Below are 17,790 nucleotides of genomic sequence, written 5' to 3'. Positions count from 1 at the left end.
GAGGGCTTTCCGGACATGCCGGACAAGTCCTTTTTTTTGCCTCGAATTTGCTGCAAGGATCGGATTCACATGCTCGCTCGCTGGTTACCTGCTGCCATCAACACCCGTCCCACTGAATGGAGCCGCGCCGCGATTGGCATGGCTTTGGGCACGTTGTTCAGTGTGTGGTTATGCGCGCAGGTGTTTGGCCATGACGTTGCCTATCACCTGATCGGCCCGCTGGGCGCGTCGGCGGTGTTGCTGTTCGCCGTGTCCTCCGGCGCCCTCGCCCAGCCGTGGTCGATTCTCGGTGGTTATTTATGTGCCGGGGTTGTCGCGCTGTTGGTGGCGCACGTGCTTGGCCGCACCTTGGGCAGCGCTTGCCTGGCGGCGGGCATGGCGCTGATCCTGATGTGCTGGCTGCGCTGCCTGCATCCGCCGGCCGGCGCGTTGGCGTTGACCTTGGTGCTGGCCGACCCTGCAACCATCGCCATGGACTGGAAAGCCATGGAACCGGTGATGCTCGGCGCCGCGAGCATGCTGCTCAGCGCCCTCGCCTACAACAACCTGACCCGCATTCATTATCCGAAACGCCCGGCAGAACCGGCGCCGCTGCTGGCACCGGTCGACAGTCAGGCGATCACCGCCGAAGACCTCAAACTCGCGCTGGCCGAGATGGAAGCCTTTATCGACATCACTCCCGAAGATCTCGAACAACTGATCCATGCCAGTGAAATGCATGCCAAGCGTCGCAGCATTGCCGATACATTCCGCTGACCCCGTGCAGGCGCTGCCGAAGGCTGCGCCTACTGCAAAAACGCAAACTCCCCCTGCGAATATCCCGGTTGTACACGGCAAATTTGCACTGTTACGATCGGTCAACGCTCGCGCGCGAGCTTCTCGAATAAAGACAATAAAAGCAGGGAGTTACTGATGACAGCTCAGGCTTCATCCCCGCGGACCCCGTCCATGGATGCCACGCAAAACGAAGTGCTGGCCGACGTTCGCAATCACATCGGTCACCTGACCCTCAACCGCCCCGCCGGCCTCAATGCGATTACCCTCGACATGGTGCGTTTGCTGCAGCAGCAGCTCGACGCCTGGGCGACTGACACCAATGTGCAGGCGGTAGTCCTGCGCGGTGCCGGTGAAAAAGCTTTCTGCGCTGGCGGCGATATTCGTTCCCTGTACGACAGTTACAAAAGCGGCGACACGCTGCACGAAGATTTCTTCGTCGAGGAATACGCCCTCGACCTGACGATTCATCATTACCGCAAACCGGTGTTGGCACTGATGGACGGCTTCGTCCTCGGCGGCGGCATGGGCCTGGTGCAAGGCGCCGATCTGCGGGTGGTCACCGAGAAGAGCCGTCTGGCCATGCCGGAAGTGGCCATCGGTTATTTCCCCGATGTCGGTGGCAGTTATTTCCTGCCGCGCATTCCCGGTGAACTGGGGATTTATCTGGGTGTCAGCGGCGTGCAGATCCGTGCGGCCGATGCGCTGTATTGCGGCCTCGCCGACTGGTATCTGGACAGCAGCAAACTGGCGCTGCTCGACGAAAGACTCGATCAGATGGAATGGCAGGACACGCCGCTCAAGGCGCTGCAGAATCTGCTGGCCAAGCACGCCGTGCAAACCCTGCCCGATGCGCCACTTGAAGCCTTGCGCCCGGCCATCGACCATTTCTTCGCCCTGCCGGATGTACCGAGCATGGTCGAGCAGTTACGCGCAGTGACCGTCGCCGACAGCCACGAATGGGCGACCACCACGGCTGATCTGCTGGAAACCCGCTCGCCGCTGGCCATGGCGGTGACCCTGGAGATGCTGCGTCGCGGCCGGCACCTGAGCCTGGAACAGTGCTTCGCGCTGGAGCTGCACCTGGATCGCCAGTGGTTCGCCCGCGGCGACCTGATCGAAGGCGTGCGCGCCCTGCTGATCGACAAAGACAAGACACCTCGCTGGAACCCGCCGACCCTCGCTGCGCTGGACGCAGAGCATGTCGCGAGTTTCTTCCACGGGTTTGCTGAGAGCGGGAGCTGAGCCATGCATGATCTCGAACTGACTGAAGAACAAGTGATGATCCGCGACATGGCCCGGGACTTCGCCCGTGGCGAAATCGCACCGCACGCGCAGGCCTGGGAAAAGGCTGGCTGGATCGATGATGCGCTCGTTGCGAAGATGGGTGAACTGGGTTTGCTTGGCATGGTAGTGCCGGAGGAATGGGGTGGCACCTACGTCGATTACGTCGCCTACGCACTGGCCGTGGAAGAGATTTCCGCCGGTGACGGCGCGACCGGCGCGTTCATGAGCATCCACAACTCGGTGGGTTGCGGCCCGGTGCTCAATTACGGCAGCGACGCACAGAAACAGACCTGGCTGGCGGATCTGGCCAGCGGGCAAACCATCGGTTGCTTCTGCCTGACCGAACCACAGGCCGGTTCCGAAGCGCACAACCTGCGCACCCGCGCCGAACTGCGCGACGGCCAATGGGTGATCAACGGCGCCAAGCAATTTGTCAGCAACGGCAAACGGGCGAAACTGGCGATTGTGTTTGCGGTGACCGATCCGGAACTGGGCAAGAAAGGCATTTCCGCGTTTCTGGTGCCGACTGATACACCGGGTTTCATCGTCGATCGCACCGAACACAAGATGGGCATCCGCGCCTCCGACACCTGCGCAGTGACGCTGAACAACTGCAGCATCCCCGAAGCGAATCTGCTCGGTGAGCGCGGCAAAGGCCTGGCGATTGCCCTGTCCAACCTTGAAGGCGGACGCATCGGCATCGCCGCGCAAGCCCTGGGCATTGCCCGTGCCGCGTTCGAGGCGGCGCTGACGTATTCCCGCGAGCGTATTCAGTTCGGCAAACCGATCAACGAACACCAGAGCATCGCCAACCTGCTGGCCGACATGCACATGCAAATCAACGCGGCGCGGCTGATGATCCTGCATGCGGCGCGTCTGCGCACGGCGGGCAAACCGTGCTTGTCCGAAGCGTCGCAGGCCAAGCTGTTTGCCTCGGAAATGGCCGAGAAGGTGTGTTCGTCGGCGATTCAGATTCATGGCGGGTATGGGTATCTGGAAGATTATCCGGTCGAGAAGTACTACCGTGATGCGCGGATTACCCAGATCTATGAAGGCTCGAGCGAGATTCAGCGGATGGTGATTGCGCGGGAGCTGAAGAACTATCAGTTGTAAGGGTGTTGGCCCCATTTTTCCCTCATCCCAGCCCTCTCCCAAAGGGAGAGGGGGCCGACCGAGGTGTCTGGCGTTGTACATCGACCTGAAGGACCGAGTCGATATGGAAGTCAATTAAGGATTCAGTAAAGTTCTCTCAGGTCGGCGTACATCTAAAGCATCCCCCAATCAGTCCCCTCTCCCTCCGGGAGAGGGTTAGGGTGAGGGGCTTTTGATTTTGATGTACATCAAGCCAAAAAAAGCTTCGCGAGCAAGCTCGCTCCCACAGGGATCTCCAGTGAGCACAGAGATTGTGTTCGCCGAAAACCCAATGTAGGAGCGAGCCTGCTCGCGAAAGCGTCAGTCAGTTCAGCACATTACTTGCCCTGGAATGCCGCCTCACGCTTGGCAATAAACGCCGCCATCCCTTCCTTCTGATCCTGCGTGGCAAACGCCGCATGGAACACCCGGCGCTCAAACCGCACGCCTTCTGTCAGGTTCACTTCAAAGGCACGGTTCACGCTTTCCTTGATCATCATCGCAATCGGCAGCGACTTGTTGGCAATCACCGCAGCAACCTTCAACGCCTCTTCGAGCAGTTCATCACTCGGCACAATCCGCGCGACGATGCCGCAACGCTCGGCCTCCACCGCATCGATCATGCGCCCGCTCAGGCACATTTCCATGGCTTTCGCTTTACCCACTGCGCGGGTCAGGCGCTGGGTGCCGCCCATGCCTGGCAGCACGCCCAAGTTGATTTCCGGCTGACCGAATCTGGCGTTGTCACCGGCCAGAATGAAGTCGCACATCAACGCCAGTTCACAACCACCGCCCAGGGCAAAACCGTTGACGGCGGCGATGATCGGCTTGCGCCGGTTGGCCACGCGATCGCTGTCGCTGAACAGGTCGTCCATGTAGATCTGCGGATAGGTCAGCTCGGCCATTTCCTTGATGTCGGCACCGGCGGCGAAAGCTTTCTTCGAACCGGTGAGGACGATGCAACCAATGTTCGCATCCGCTTCCAGCGCATCGAGGGCCTGGTTCACTTCGCTGACCAGTTGCGCATTCAGGGCATTCAGCGCCTGCGGGCGGTTGAGGGTGATCAGGCCAACGCGGCCGTGGGTTTCGAGCAGAATGGTTTCGTAAGTCATGAATTAAAATTCCTTGTCAAAGATTGCGCGAAATGACCATGCGCTGAATGTCGCTGGTGCCTTCATAGATCTGGCAGACGCGCACGTCGCGGTAGATACGCTCCAGCGGGAAGTCGTTGAGGTAACCGTAACCGCCGAGGGTTTGCAACGCCATCGAGCAGACCTTCTCGGCCATCTCCGAGGCGAACAGTTTGGCCATCGATGCCTCGACCAGCGCCGGTTGCCCACTGTCACGCAGGGCCGCGGCGTAATGCACCATTTGCCGGGCGACGGCGATCTGCGTGGCCATGTCAGCGAGACGGAAGGCCACGGCCTGATGCTCGATGATCGGCTTGCCGAAGGTGTCGCGCTCACGGGCGTAATCGCGCGCCGCCTCAAACGCCGCGCGGGCCATGCCCACTGCTTGCGACGCGATGCCGACGCGGCCACCTTCAAGGTTGGCCAGAGCAATCTTGTAGCCCTCGCCCTCCTCCCCCAAACGGTTAGCCACCGGCACTTTCACATCTTCGAAAAGAATCTGACAGGTGTCGGACGCGTGCTGGCCAAGCTTGTCTTCGACCCGGGCGACTGTGTAGCCCGGTGAATCGGTCGGCACGATAAACGCGCTGATACCGCGCTTGCCAGCACTCGGATCGGTCACCGCAAACACAATCACAATCCCGGCGTTTTGCCCTGAGGTGATGAACTGTTTGCAGCCATTCAGCACGTAATGATCGCCTTCCAGGCGTGCGCGGGTTTTCAGGCTGCTGGCATCGGAACCGGCTTGCGGTTCGGTCAGCGCAAAGGCACCGAGCATGGCGCCGCTGGCCAAGGGTTTGAGGAAACGTTCGCGCTGATCGTCGTTGCCGAACTTGAGGATCGGCACGCAGCCGACCGAGTTGTGCACGCTCATGATCGTCGAGCAGGCGCCATCACCGGCGGCGATTTCCTCCAGGGCCATGGCGTACGCCAGGTAACCGGTGTCGCAGCCGCCCCACTGCTCCGGCACGAGCATGCCGAAGAAGCCCAGCGCGGCCATTTCAGCGATGGCTTCCTTGGGGAATCGGTGTTCGCGATCCCACTCGGCGGCGAACGGCTTGAGGCGTTCCTCGGCGAATTGCCGGGCCATGTCGCGGATCTGGGCTTGGTCTTCGTTGGGAATCATGGTGAATCCTTACTTCAAGTTCAGACACAAATCCTGTGGGAGCGAGCTTGCTCGCGAATGCGGTGTGTCATTCAACTCAACGCTGGCTGACACGACGCCTTCGCGGGCAAGCCCGCTCCCACAGGGTCCGGTGCCAACGTTAATAGACGCATTCCACAGCCATGGCCGTCGCTTCGCCGCCGCCGATGCAGATTGCCGCGACACCGCGCTTGAGGTTTCTCTGGCGCAGCGCCGAGAGCAACGTCACCAGAATCCGCGCACCCGATGCGCCGATCGGATGCCCCAGCGCACAGGCACCGCCATGCACATTGAGCTTGTCATGGGGAATTTCCAGATGGGTCATCGCCGCCATGCCAACCACGGCAAACGCCTCGTTGACTTCGAACAGATCGACATCAGCCAGCGACCAACCGGTTTTCTTGATCAGCTTCTTGATCGCACCAATCGGCGCCACCGGGAACAGGCCCGGAGTGTCGGCAAACGCGGCGTGGCCATGGATAACCGCCAACGGTTTCAAGCCCAGTTTCTGCGCCTGCGACTGACGCATCAGCACCAGTGCTGCGGCGCCGTCAGAGATCGAGCTGGAGTTCGCCGCCGTCACCGTGCCGCCTTCGCGGAACGCCGGTTTCAGCGAGGCAATCTTGTCCAGTTTGGCTTTTGGCGGTTGTTCGTCGTGGCTGATCAGCACCTGCTCCTTGCCGACAGTCACGGTCAGCGGGACGATTTCGTCCTTGAAGCTGCCGTCCTTGATCGCTTGCTGCGCGCGGGTGGTCGAGGCGATGGCAAAGGCGTCTTGCGCTTCGCGGCTGAAGCTGTTGGTTTCGGCGCAATCCTCGGCGAAGGTGCCCATCAGGCGACCCTTGTCGTAGGCATCTTCGAGGCCGTCGAGGAACATCGAGTCAAGCACGCGGCCGTGGCCCATGCGGTAACCGGCGCGGGCGCGATCCAGCAAGTACGGCGAATTGGACATGCTCTCCATGCCGCCCGCGATGACCACATCGGCGCTGCCGGCGATCAGCATGTCGTGAGCGAGAATGGTGGTTTCCATACCCGAACCGCACATCTTGTTGACGGTGGTGCAACGGGTGGATTTATCCAGCCCGGCGCCCAACGCAGCCTGACGTGCCGGTGCCTGGCCGAGGCCGGCCGGCAATACGCAGCCGAACAGCACTTCATCGACCGCGTCGCTGGCAACACCGGCACGTTCAACCGCAGCCTTGATCGCAGCAGCACCGAGTTGCGGTGCGGTGAGGCTTTTCAGTTCGCCCTGAAAGCCGCCCATTGGGGTGCGGACGGCACTGACGATAACAATCGGATCACTGGAAATAGTCATGACTAATCCTCCTTACTTGGCGGCCATGCGCAAGGCGCCGTCGAGACGGATCACCTCGCCGTTGAGCATGCTGTTTTCGATGATATGCCGAACCAGCGCGGCGTACTCGGCAGGCTTGCCCAGACGCGGCGGGAACGGTACGCCGGCGGCCAGCGAATCACGGACTTCGGGGGTCATGCCGGCCATCATCGGCGTTTCGAAAATACCGGGGGCGATGGTCATCACACGGATGCCGAAGCGTGCCAGTTCACGGGCGGCCGGCAGGGTCAGACTGGCGATTGCGCCTTTCGAAGCGGAATACGCTGCCTGGCCGATCTGCCCGTCAAAGGCTGCGACCGAGGCGGTGTTGATGATCACGCCGCGTTCACCGTCGCCATTGGCCTCGGCTTCGGCGATCGCCGCAGCGGCCAGGCGCAGCATGTTGAAGCTACCGATCAGGTTGACGTTGATCACCTGGGCGAAGCTGCTCAGCGCATGCGGGCCGTTCTTGCCGAGGATCTTCTCGCCCCGGACGATACCGGCGCAGTTGACCAGACCGTTGAGGCTGCCAAACGCTTTGACCGTGGCCTGCACGGCGGCTTCGGCGGCGGCTTCGTTGCTGATGTCGGCCACCACGCTTTGCGCGCCCAAACGTTGCGCCTGCGCGGCGACCGCTTCGGCATTCATGTCCACCAGCATCACTTTGGCGCCGGCACTGACCAGCAATTCAGCGGTGGCGGCACCGAGGCCGGACGCGCCGCCGGTGACGATAAAAACCTTGTTCTCGATCTGCATGACGGTATTTCCTGATTCAAGCTGAAACGTTATGCGCCGCAGCCTCTTGAGCCTTGGCGATTTCCTGGTTGCGCAAGATAAAGCGCTGCAACTTGCCACTCGGGGTCTTGGGCAATTCGCTGACAAATTCGATTTCACGCGGGTATGAATGCGCAGCCAGACGCTTGCGTACGTGTTGGCGCAGTTCTTCGGCCAACTCCGGCGCGGCGCGGTATTGCGCACTCAGCACCACAAAGGCTTTGACCAGTTCGGTGCGCTCCGGATCGGGCTTGCCGACCACCGCCGCTTCGACCACTGCCGGGTGTTCGATCAATGCACTTTCAACATCGAAGGGGCCGACGCGATAGCCGGAGGTCGTGATCACGTCGTCGCTGCGACCGACAAAGCTGATGCTGCCGTCCGGATTCCATTCCACGGTGTCGCCGCTCAGGTAGTAATCGCCGACGAAGGCTTTTGTCGGCGTGCCTTCATAGCCGCCAAACCAGCACATCGGCGATTGCGGCCGGTCGATGGCGAGAATGCCCGGCTGGCCGATGCCGAGTTCGTTGTACTGATCATCGAGCACCACGATGCGATGGCCCGGCGAGGCAAAACCGGCGGCGCCAACATGCACGGGGTGATCGAGGCCGTGATGGTTGCACAGGACCATGCCCAGTTCGGTCTGGCCGTAATGGTCGTGAATGACCACACCGAGGTTGTCGGCGAACCAGCGAATCACCTCCGGGTTCAGCGGCTCGCCGGCGCTGCTGACGATGCGCAGCTTGCCTTTGATCGACTTGGCGAACTCATCACCACCGGCAATCAACAGACGGTAAGCCGTCGGCGAACCGGTGAGGTTGGTGATGCCGTACTTGTTGATCACCCGGCAGGTGCTTTCGAGGGTAAACGGCCCATCGTAGAAGGTGATCGGATGGCCCATCGACAACGGACCGGTGACGCCGAAGTAGATGCCGTAGGCCCAGCCCGGATCGGCGACGTTCCAGAAAGCATCTTCGGGGCGCAGGTCCACGGCGTCGCGGGTGTAGCTCTGGAAGGCAACAATGGCTTTGAGCGGTACCGACAGCGCTTTCGACGGGCCGGTGGTGCCGGACGTGAACATCAGCAGAAACGGGTCTTCGCCGGTCAACAGGACCGGTTCGCAAACATTGGAACAGTTGGCCAGTTCGGCCCAGAAGCTGAAGTCGCCTCGGACGATACCCTGGCCCTTGGCGCCGCCAACGGTGACGAGGGTCGGGCAGTCAGCGACGTCGGCGAGTTTGGGCCGGTTGACGGCGTCGGTGACCACGACTTTGGCACCGGAGCTGTTCAGGCGATGTTCGAGGGCTTTGGGGCCGAACGCGGTGAACAGCGGCTGATACACCGCACCAATGCGCCAGGTGGCGAACACGGTGATGAGCAATTCGATGTTGCGCGGCAGCAGACCGGCGACTTTATCGCCCTTCTGCACGCCTTGGGCGAGGAGGAAATTGGCGAAGCGCGCGGCTTTGTCCTGCAGATCGCTGAAGGTATACGTCGCACTGGCGCCGTCGCGGCCCTCCCAGAACAGCGCAATGCGCCCGGGCAAGGCATGACGGTCGCAACATTCGACGCAGGCGTTGAGCGCCTCCAGCGTACCGCTGAGCGCGGCCTCCACGGTGTGTTGATAGTCGAACTGTGCGGTGGCAGACAAGTAATCGCGCATTGCCTGAATCCCTCTGTGTTTTTATTAGGCTGGGAACCGTAAACAACAGAGGGATAGTCGCGCTGTGGGGCGGTGGCGGCAATGGTCAAAGCTATCAAAGTGGTTGACTGGTTTGGCCAGGGTTTTAGTTTTGTGGCGCTTGGAATGGCGCTATCGCGAGCAGGCGAAGGCCCACAGGGGAACGCATTTCAAATGTAGGCCTTCGCCTGCTCGCGATGGCGCCAGATCAGACAACTTCATTGAGGATCAACGTGCGGTAATGCCCGGGATTGGACCCCGACCATTTGCGAAACGCCTTGTAGAACGAACTCGCATCGGCAAACCCCAATCGGCTGGCAATCTCGACAAAACTGATCGAAGGCTCAGCCAGCCAGATAATCGCCAACTCCTTGCGCACACTGTCCTTGAGCCCTTGATAGGTCTGCCCTTCCTCCGCCAGGCGTCGGCGCAAGGTCGAGGCCGACATGCACAATTGCTGCGCCAACGCCTCGGTTTCCGGCCACTGTTCGGCAGGCAATTGCCGCAGATCATGCTTGATCCGACTGGCCAGGCTCTCCGGGTCGCGGTACTTCACCAGAATGTTGGCGGGGGCATGGGCGAGAAAGCGCTTCAGCTCTTCGGCGCTGCGTTTGATCGGCAGATCCAGGCAATCAGCCGCGAAGATCATCCGCGTTCGAGGTCGGTCGAATCGCAGGTTTTCCGAAAACATCACCCGGTAATCGTCGGTGAAATCCGGCTCGGAGCAACGCAATTCAATCGCCAGAATCGGTATCCGCCGCCCGGCCAGCCAGCAGGCCACGCCATGGACGATCATCCAGTAGGTGAAATAGGTGAAGGCGCGGCGTGGTTCGGGATCGTCCTCCAGCAGCACAATCTCGGCGAGACTTTGCTGGTGTACCAGTTGCGCCGGCAGGCGTTCGAGCATCAGCGACAAAAAGCTCAGGCCCGTACTCAAACCCGCTGCCAGCGTCGGTTGCGCCATCGCGCTGCGACAGAGGAATTCCAGGCTGCCGGACTTGAGCTTGCGCGGGTCCATGCCGAAAAACTCGTCGTCACCACGGCGGGCCAGCAACCGCCAGAGTTTGGCGTACTGCGAGGCCGGCACCCGGCCGTGTTTGGTTTGCAGCAATGCCGGATCGATCCCGACCTTGTTCAAGACCTCTTCCGTGGCCGCGCCCGGGGCGCAACTTTGCAGCAGCGCTTCACGCACGAGTTGGGCGGCGATGGTGTCTTTTTCCGACATGGAACGCGGTAGACCTTGTTGTTTTTGAGTGACCGGCATCTTAACCCAAAGCCAACACAAATCCCTGGTGGGAGCGGGCTTGCTCGCGAAGGCGGTGGGTCAGTACAAATTTTTTTGCTGACCCACCGCCTTCGCGAGCAAGCCCGCTCCCAGAGGGATCCATGCGAAGCAAACATTCCTCTTGTTCAGCTTGTGTTCAGGTTTATGTCAATGATTGTCATGTGAGAATGCTTGTCATTATGTTACTACTTGTAACCTCTTCGAATGACCCCGTGGATACCGAATGCTCGTTCCCTTTCTGATCATGTTGCGCGAAGGCATTGAAGCCGCGCTGATCGTTGGCATTATCGCCAGCTACCTCCAGCAGACCGGCCGTGGCCAATGGATGCCCGCCGTATGGATCGGCGTGTTTCTCGCTGCCGCCCTCGCCCTGTTGGTCGGCGGTGGTCTGGAACTGGTCAGTGCCGAATTCCCGCAAAAACAGCAGGAGCTGTTCGAGGGCGTGGTCGGGCTGGTGGCCGTGGGCATTCTCAGTTCGATGGTGTTCTGGATGCGCAAAGTCGCGCGCTCGATCAAGCATTCACTGCAAGCCTCGCTGGATCAGGCGCTGACGTCATCAAAGCATCAGGTCATCGCACTGATCGCCATGGTCTTTTTTGCTGTCGCCCGTGAAGGCCTGGAGACGGTGTTCTTCCTGCTCGCGGTGTTCCAGCAAAGCGAAGGTCCAGGCGCGCCGATCGGCGCCCTGCTCGGGTTGATTCTGGCGATCATCGTCGGCTTCCTGATCTACAGCGGCAGCATGCGCCTCAATCTTTCGGCGTTCTTCAAGTGGACCGGGTTGTTCATTCTGGTGGTGGCCGCCGGGATTCTTGCCAACTCGGTGCAGGCGCTGCATGAAGCCGGGCTGTGGAATCACCTGCAAACCGTACTCTTCGACTTCAGCGCGACGCTGCCGATGGACGGCCCGTTGGGCTCGGTGCTGGCCGGCATGTTCGGTTACCAGGATGCGCCGACCGTCAGCACCCTCGGTGCCTATCTGATTTATCTGCTGGTGGCGCTGGTGATGTTCTTTTACCCGGCTCCCGCGCCCACTCCTTCCACGCAGACGTCTTCCGTTTCCAGCCAATAAGGGCATTCATGTCAAAGCCTAATACTCCTCAGGCCTCCCCTCCCCGCGCCTTGCGTTGGGCGGTGGCCGGTTCGGTGGTGGTGATGATCGCCGCCGGTGGTCTGTTTTATTACGCCTCGAAAATGGCCGCCGCCAAGCGTCAGCACAATCACGATGAAGTGGTGGTGAATATTCATCCCGGCAGTTGTGAACCGAATGCACTGACGGTGCCGGCCGGCCGCGCCAGTTTCCGCATCGTCAACCGCTCCGAGCGTGCCGTGGAATGGGAAATCCTTGACGGCGTGCTGGTCGTCGAAGAACGGGAAAACATCGCGCCGGGCCTGAGCCAGGTGATCAACGCCAACCTGCAACCGGGCGATTACGCGATCACCTGCGGCCTGCTGAGCAATCCGCGCGGCACCCTGCACGTGACGCCGACTGCCGCTTCTGATGCGGCGGCCAAGGCCAAACCGTCGATGGTTGCCTTCGTCGGGCCGCTGTCGGAGTTCCGCGTGTACCTGGCCAGCCAGAGCAGCGCGTTGATCAAAGCCGTGACTGTGCTCGATCAAGCGATTGAACACGACGACCTCAGTCAGGCGCAAGCCCTGTACTTGCCGGCGCGTGCTGCATATCAACGTCTGGCCCCGGCCGCGCAACGCCTGGCAGAACTGGACAACAGCATCAACGCCCGCGCCGATTACTTTGAAAAACGCGAACAGGATCCGGGTTTCGTCGGTTTCCACCGCCTCGAATACGCACTGTTCCAACAACGCAATCTCGACCAACTGACGCCCGTGGCCCAACGCCTGCTCAGCGATGTCACCACGCTCAAACAGCAACTGCTCGCGCAGAGCCTGCCACCGGAGCAACTGGTCAACGTCATCGTGCGCAACCTCAACACCTTGGCCGACGTCCGCGCCGCCAGCGGTGAAGAGGAACGCTACAGCCACAGCGACCTCAACGGTTTCGCCGCCAACGCGCAAACCGCGCGCAAAGTCGTCGAGCTGCTGCGGCCGATGCTGACCAAGTCGGCCGCCGACCTGTTGCCGAAAATCGATAAGGCACTGGCGGACTTCGACAGCGAACTCGACACCTACAAGATCAAGGACGGCTACGCCAGCTACGACTCCGTCAGCGGCGCACAACGCAAGCAGATTGCCGACAAGGCCCAGGCCCTGGCCGACGCACTGGATGGCATCGATCCCGCCCTCGGCCTCTCCGGCCTGTAAGCAGAAGACCCATTCCCGATGAAAGATTCAGAAAGCCTCAACCTGCAACGTCGCCGAGTCCTGATGGGCATGGGCGCCGCCGGTGTCGCCCTCGCCGGGTCCGCCCTGAGCTGCCCGGCCATGGCCGCCGCGCCGGCACAAGTCACCGAAGCACCGAGCAGCGACAAGACCGAAGACCGTCATGATTTCCACGGCGTCCACCAGACCGGCATCGTCACGCCACGCCCGGCCTCGGGCATGCTGGTGTCGTTTGACGTACTGGCCAGTGATCGTGAAGATCTGGAGCGGCTGTTCCGCACCCTCAACGAGCGCATCGCCTTCCTGATGAAGGGCGGCCCGGTGGCGCAGATCGATCCGAAACTGCCGCCGCCGGATTCCGGCATCCTTGGACCGAATGTCACGCCGGACAACCTGACCATCACCGTGTCCGTCGGCGAGTCGCTGTTCGACGAGCGCTTCGGTCTGGCCGCCGCCAAGCCCAAGCGTCTGATGCGCATGGTCGGTTTTCCCAACGATGCGCTGGACCCTGATTGCTGCCATGGCGACCTGAGCCTGCAATTCTGCTCCAACACCGCCGACACCAACATTCACGCCCTGCGCGACATCGTCAAAAATCTCCCCGACCTGCTGCTGGTGCGCTGGAAACAGGAAGGCAGCGTACCGCCACAGGCCCCGGCGAAACCGGGCGTGCCGGCGCAATCGGCGCGTAACTTCCTTGGTTTCCGCGACGGCTCGGCCAACCCGGATTCCAACGACGATAAAGCCATGGATCGCCTGGTCTGGGTGCAACCGGGCAGTGACGAACCCGCCTGGGCTGCTCACGGCAGTTATCAAGCGGTACGGATCATTCGCAACTTCGTCGAGCGCTGGGATCGCACGCCGCTGCAGGAACAGGAAAGCATCATCGGCCGGGTCAAAACCACCGGCGCGCCGATGGGGGCGCAACATGAGACGGAAGTCCCGGACTACAGCAAAGACCCGGAAGGCAAGCTGACCAAACTCGACGCGCACATTCGCCTGGCCAACCCGCGAACCGCCGCGAGCCAGGCCAACCTGATCCTGCGCCGACCGTTCAACTATTCCAACGGCGTGAACAAGAACGGCCAGCTCGACATGGGCCTGCTGTTCATCTGTTACCAGGCTGATCTGGAAAAAGGCTTCATCACCGTGCAGACCCGCCTCAATGGCGAGCCGCTGGAGGAATACCTCAAACCCGTCGGCGGCGGCTACTTCTTCACCCTGCCGGGTGTCACCGGCGACAAGGATTTCATCGGTCGCTCGCTGCTCAACGCCACACAACCGAAAACCGCTGCCTGAAACAACATCCCGACACTGGAGCCGCCCCCATGAAAAAGACGCCACTCGCGTTATTGCTGACCCTTGGTTTGCTCAATACCCCGCTGTCGGCGTTCGCCGCCACAGCACCACTGGATCTGGTGGGGCCGGTTTCGGACTACAAGATTTATGTCACCGAGCAATTGGATGAACTGGGCAGCCACACCCAACAATTCACCGACGCCGTGAAGAAAGGCGATCTGGCCACCGCGCAAAAACTCTACGCACCAACCCGCGTTTACTACGAGTCGATCGAGCCGATCGCCGAGCTGTTCAGTGATCTCGATGCGTCCATCGACTCCCGTGTCGACGACCACGAGAAAGGCGTGAAAGCAGAAGATTTCACCGGTTTCCACCGCATCGAATACTCGCTGTTTTCGGAAAAAAGCACCCAAGGCCTGAACGAGCTGGCAGACAAGCTCGACAGCGACGTCAAAGACCTGCAAACCCGCGTCGCCGGCCTGACCTTCCCGCCGGAGAAAGTCGTCGGTGGTGCCGCCGCACTGCTGGAAGAAGTCGCCGCGACCAAGATCTCCGGTGAAGAAGATCGCTATAGCCACACCGACCTGTACGACTTCCAGGGAAACATCGACGGCGCGAAGAAAATCGTCGACCTGTTCCGTTCGCAGATCGAGAAGCAGGACAAGGCGTTCGTAGCGAAAGTGGACAAGAACTTTGCCACCGTCGACAAGACTCTGGCCAAGTACAAGACCAAGGATGGTGGCTTTGAGACGTATGACAAAGTGAAGGATAACGACCGTAAGGCGCTGGTCGGGCCGGTGAATACGCTGGCTGAAGACCTGTCCACGTTGCGTGGCAAGCTCGGTCTGAATTAAGTTTTTTAGCGTCTGTTAAGGCCCTATCGCGAGCAGGTTCACTCCTACATCTGGAATGCGTTCCCCTGTAGGAGTGAGCCTGCTCGCGATAGCGGTTGTATGACCGCTACAAATTTAAAGCCTTACAGAATCCGGTAGAGCAACCGCTCAATCCGCACCCGACTCACGCGCTTGAGAAACTTGGCCACCCCGGCCGGATACTCCGGCAGCGTCTCCAGATTCTGAAAGCTGGCGATCCGCGTGGTATGGCGGAAAATCTCTTCCAGCTCCTTCGCCCGAGGCGCCAGCCATTCACCTTTCGGATCATCAATCAGCAACGCATTTTCCAGATCCAGGCGGAATGCCCGTGGATTGAGGTTGTTGCCGGTCAGCAAGGTGTAACGCTGGTCGATCCACATGCCCTTGAGGTGATAGGTGTTGTCGCCATCACGCCACAGGTGCAGGTTCAACTGACCGCTGTCGATGTTGCGCTGATGGCGCTTGGCGAAGCGGCGCAGGCTGATCTCGTACAGATAAGGCAACGCTGCGATGACCTTGAACGGTTCGCTCGGCGGGATATAGAAGTCGTTGGCGGTCTTGTCGCCGACCACGATGTCGATCTTCACGCCACGGGCCAGCGCGCGATTGATCTCACGGATCACACCCAGTGGCAGGTTGAAGTACGGCGTGCAGATGGTCAGCTGTTGTTGCGCGCTGGCGATCAGTTCGAGAATCGCCCGGTTCAGCGGGTTGTTCTTGCCGACGCCGAGCAGCGGGCTGACCGACAGGCCTTCCCGGGCGGTGCTGCCGTTAGCGGTGTCGTACGTCGCGTATTTGAGACGGCTGCGCAGATCGCCGATGTCATTACGCAGGCTGCGTGTGGTCGGCAGGTTCGGCAGATCGAGACGGTGCACCGCCTTTGATTCGATCAGGCCGTGCTTGACCAGGTGGTGCATCGAATCAGCCAGTTCGTGGCTGTGCAGCACGTGGTAACGGTCGAAACGGTACTTGTCGAACTTGTGCAGATAGACGTTGTTCAGGCTCGCGCCGCTGTAGACCACGCAGTCGTCGATGACGAAGCCTTTCAAATGCAGCACACCGAACAACTCGCGGGTCTGCACCGGCACGCCGTACACCGGCACTTCGCTCTGGTGCGTGCGGGTCATTTCCTGGTACCACGCCGAATTGCCCGGCTGCTTGCCTGCGCCGATCAGCCCGCGCTGGGCGCGCAACCAATCGACGACCACGGCGATTTCCAGCTCGGGGCGCTTGAGCTTGGCCGCGTGGAGTGCATCGAGGATTTCCTGACCCGCTTCGTCTTGCTGCAGATACAGCGCGACGATGTAGATGCGCTGGGTCGCAGCGGCGATCTTTTCCAGCAGGCAACGACGGAACTCGGCGGCGCCGGACAGAATGGTCACGGCCTCGGCGGTCAGCGGAAAGCTGCGCAATTTGGGCAGCAAAGAACGTTTGAAAAGCAACGGCATAGGGCTCGCAATGGGTCGAATCCGAAGAACCCCAGAGCTTACACCATCGCATCCTTCGGGTCTTGTCAGTGTCAGTAATGCCTCCTTCGCGAGCAAGCTCGCTCCCACATTTGAAATGCATTCCCCTGTGGGAGCGAGCTTGCTCGCGAAAGCGATTTCACCAGCAATAAAAATACTTGCTTGACCAAGGAGAACAATCGTTCTACTGTTCGACCCATGAACGAAATCACTAGCAACGACACACGCGACATCATTCTGGATGTCACCGAAAAGTTGATCTACAAAAGTGGCATCGCTGCCACTAGCATGGATCTTCTGGTGAAAACCGCCGGCGTCTCCAGAAAAAGCATCTACCGTTACTTTGCCGACAAGGACGCGCTGACCGTCGCCGCCCTGCAACGCCGTGACGTACGCTGGATGCACTGGTACAGAAGCGCTGTCGATCAGGCCGAAACCCCGGCCGATCGCCTGCTCAACCTGTTTACCGTGCTCAAGAGCTGGTTTGCCTCAGAAGGCTTTCGCGGCTGCGCGTTCATCAACACCAGCGGCGAGACCGGCGACCCGCAGGACCCGGTGCGGCTGGTAGCGAAAGAACACAAACAGAAACTGCTCGACTACGTGTGCGAGCTGTGTACCGAACATGGTGCCGAGGATCCGCAACTGCTGGCCAGACAGCTGCTGATCCTGATTGACGGTGCCATTACCGTAGCGCTTGTGATGGGTGATCACAGTGCCGCCGATAATGCGCAATGCATGGCGCGAAAGTTATTGGACCTGTAACGCCTTAATAAGCCGGACTTGTTGTTCAACTATTAATCAGATCGGGAGACTGATATGTCTACTGCAGCCCAGGTACGTCCGCCATTGCCACCTTTCAACCGTGAATCGGCCATCGAGAAAGTTCGACTGGCCGAGGATGGCTGGAACTCCCGCGACCCGGAACGGGTATCGCTGGCCTACACCCTCGACACCAAATGGCGCAACCGCGCCGAGTTCGCCAACAACCGCGAAGAAGCCAAGGCCTTCCTCACCCGTAAATGGGCGAAGGAGCTGGATTACCGTTTGATCAAGGAACTCTGGGCTTACTCCGATACCCGCATCGCTGTGCGTTATGCCTATGAGTGGCACGATGATTCGGGTAACTGGTTCCGCTCTTACGGCAATGAAAACTGGGAATTCGATGAGCAGGGCCTGATGTTCCAGCGCTATGCCTGCATCAACGATATGCCGATCAAGGAAAGCGAGCGCAAGTTCCACTGGCCGCTGGGTCGGCGCCCGGATGACCATCCGGGCCTGTCTGACCTCGGTCTCTAAGTCAAACGCAGATCCAATTGTGG

Annotated in this window: 16 protein-coding genes; 9 read left to right on the top strand and 7 right to left on the bottom strand. The window is 60.4% G+C overall.

Going from position 1 to position 17,790, the window contains the following annotated elements; genetic code table 11:
- Positions 1–69 precede the first annotated feature (69 nt).
- The 3 genes from ACM6IV_RS25780 to ACM6IV_RS25770 all read left to right on the top strand — a co-directional run bounded on the left by ACM6IV_RS25780 (position 70) and on the right by ACM6IV_RS25770 (position 3,174).
- Positions 70–756 (top strand): HPP family protein, encoded by a 687-nt coding sequence (locus ACM6IV_RS25780; protein WP_414872185.1) that lies wholly within the window; start codon positions 70–72, stop codon positions 754–756.
- Between the two features lie 156 nt (positions 757–912).
- Positions 913–2,019 (top strand): enoyl-CoA hydratase/isomerase family protein, encoded by a 1,107-nt coding sequence (locus tag ACM6IV_RS25775; protein ID WP_414872184.1) that lies wholly within the window; start codon positions 913–915, stop codon positions 2,017–2,019.
- A gap of 3 nt (positions 2,020–2,022) precedes the next feature.
- Positions 2,023–3,174 (top strand): acyl-CoA dehydrogenase family protein, encoded by a 1,152-nt coding sequence (locus ACM6IV_RS25770; protein ID WP_414872183.1) that lies wholly within the window; start codon positions 2,023–2,025, stop codon positions 3,172–3,174.
- Positions 3,175–3,530: 356 nt separating this feature from the next.
- Here ACM6IV_RS25770 and ACM6IV_RS25765 read toward each other — a convergent pair whose 3' ends face one another.
- The 6 genes from ACM6IV_RS25765 to ACM6IV_RS25740 all read right to left on the bottom strand — a co-directional run bounded on the left by ACM6IV_RS25765 (position 3,531) and on the right by ACM6IV_RS25740 (position 10,479).
- Positions 3,531–4,304, bottom strand: a complete 774-nt coding sequence (locus ACM6IV_RS25765; RefSeq protein ID WP_414872182.1) for an enoyl-CoA hydratase — start codon at positions 4,302–4,304, stop codon at positions 3,531–3,533.
- 16 nt (positions 4,305–4,320) lie between these two features.
- Complete coding sequence (locus tag ACM6IV_RS25760) at positions 4,321–5,448, bottom strand: acyl-CoA dehydrogenase (RefSeq protein WP_414872181.1); 1,128 nt, start codon at positions 5,446–5,448, stop codon at positions 4,321–4,323.
- Between the two features lie 139 nt (positions 5,449–5,587).
- Complete coding sequence (locus ACM6IV_RS25755; protein WP_414872180.1) at positions 5,588–6,781, bottom strand: acetyl-CoA C-acyltransferase; 1,194 nt, start codon at positions 6,779–6,781, stop codon at positions 5,588–5,590.
- Between the two features lie 12 nt (positions 6,782–6,793).
- Complete coding sequence (locus ACM6IV_RS25750) at positions 6,794–7,555, bottom strand: SDR family NAD(P)-dependent oxidoreductase (RefSeq protein WP_414872179.1); 762 nt, start codon at positions 7,553–7,555, stop codon at positions 6,794–6,796.
- A 16-nt stretch (positions 7,556–7,571) separates the two neighbouring features.
- Positions 7,572–9,236, bottom strand: coding sequence for an AMP-binding protein (locus ACM6IV_RS25745; RefSeq protein WP_414872178.1), 1,665 nt, complete (start codon positions 9,234–9,236; stop codon positions 7,572–7,574).
- A gap of 226 nt (positions 9,237–9,462) precedes the next feature.
- The gene (locus ACM6IV_RS25740; protein WP_414872177.1) at positions 9,463–10,479 is read right to left on the bottom strand and encodes an AraC family transcriptional regulator; all 1,017 of its coding nucleotides are present in this window, start codon (positions 10,477–10,479) and stop codon (positions 9,463–9,465) included.
- A 283-nt stretch (positions 10,480–10,762) separates the two neighbouring features.
- Between ACM6IV_RS25740 and efeU the strand changes: the two genes are divergently transcribed.
- Genes efeU through efeO (ACM6IV_RS25720) form a run of 4 tightly spaced genes read left to right on the top strand, consistent with a single transcriptional unit; the run spans position 10,763 to position 14,987 of the window.
- Positions 10,763–11,608, top strand: a complete 846-nt coding sequence (gene efeU, locus ACM6IV_RS25735; protein WP_414872176.1) for an iron uptake transporter permease EfeU — start codon at positions 10,763–10,765, stop codon at positions 11,606–11,608.
- Positions 11,609–11,616: 8 nt separating this feature from the next.
- A complete protein-coding gene (gene efeO, locus ACM6IV_RS25730; RefSeq protein WP_414872175.1) occupies positions 11,617–12,816 on the top strand; it encodes an iron uptake system protein EfeO in 1,200 nt (399 codons plus the stop codon).
- An 18-nt stretch (positions 12,817–12,834) separates the two neighbouring features.
- On the top strand, positions 12,835–14,133 hold the full coding sequence (efeB, locus tag ACM6IV_RS25725) for an iron uptake transporter deferrochelatase/peroxidase subunit (protein ID WP_414872174.1): 1,299 nt from the start codon (positions 12,835–12,837) through the stop codon (positions 14,131–14,133).
- Between the two features lie 29 nt (positions 14,134–14,162).
- Entirely contained in the window at positions 14,163–14,987 is an 825-nt protein-coding gene (gene efeO, locus ACM6IV_RS25720) for an iron uptake system protein EfeO (RefSeq protein WP_414872173.1), read from the top strand.
- Between the two features lie 122 nt (positions 14,988–15,109).
- On the opposite strand, the gene pssA is transcribed toward efeO (ACM6IV_RS25720), so the two are convergent.
- A complete protein-coding gene (pssA, locus tag ACM6IV_RS25715) occupies positions 15,110–16,453 on the bottom strand; it encodes a CDP-diacylglycerol--serine O-phosphatidyltransferase (protein WP_414872172.1) in 1,344 nt (447 codons plus the stop codon).
- Between the two features lie 216 nt (positions 16,454–16,669).
- On the opposite strand from pssA, the gene ACM6IV_RS25710 reads away from it, so the two are divergent.
- A complete protein-coding gene (locus tag ACM6IV_RS25710) occupies positions 16,670–17,233 on the top strand; it encodes a TetR/AcrR family transcriptional regulator (protein WP_150792674.1) in 564 nt (187 codons plus the stop codon).
- Between the two features lie 54 nt (positions 17,234–17,287).
- Positions 17,288–17,767, top strand: coding sequence for a DUF1348 family protein (locus ACM6IV_RS25705; RefSeq protein WP_034153955.1), 480 nt, complete (start codon positions 17,288–17,290; stop codon positions 17,765–17,767).
- The last annotated feature ends 23 nt before the right edge of the window (positions 17,768–17,790 follow it).

Origin of the sequence: Pseudomonas sp. IT-347P (assembly GCF_949768005.1) — a bacterium.
Taxonomy (GTDB): domain Bacteria; phylum Pseudomonadota; class Gammaproteobacteria; order Pseudomonadales; family Pseudomonadaceae; genus Aquipseudomonas.
The sequence above is the reverse complement of the archived record's forward strand: the minus strand, read 5'-3'. Positions and strand labels throughout refer to the sequence as shown.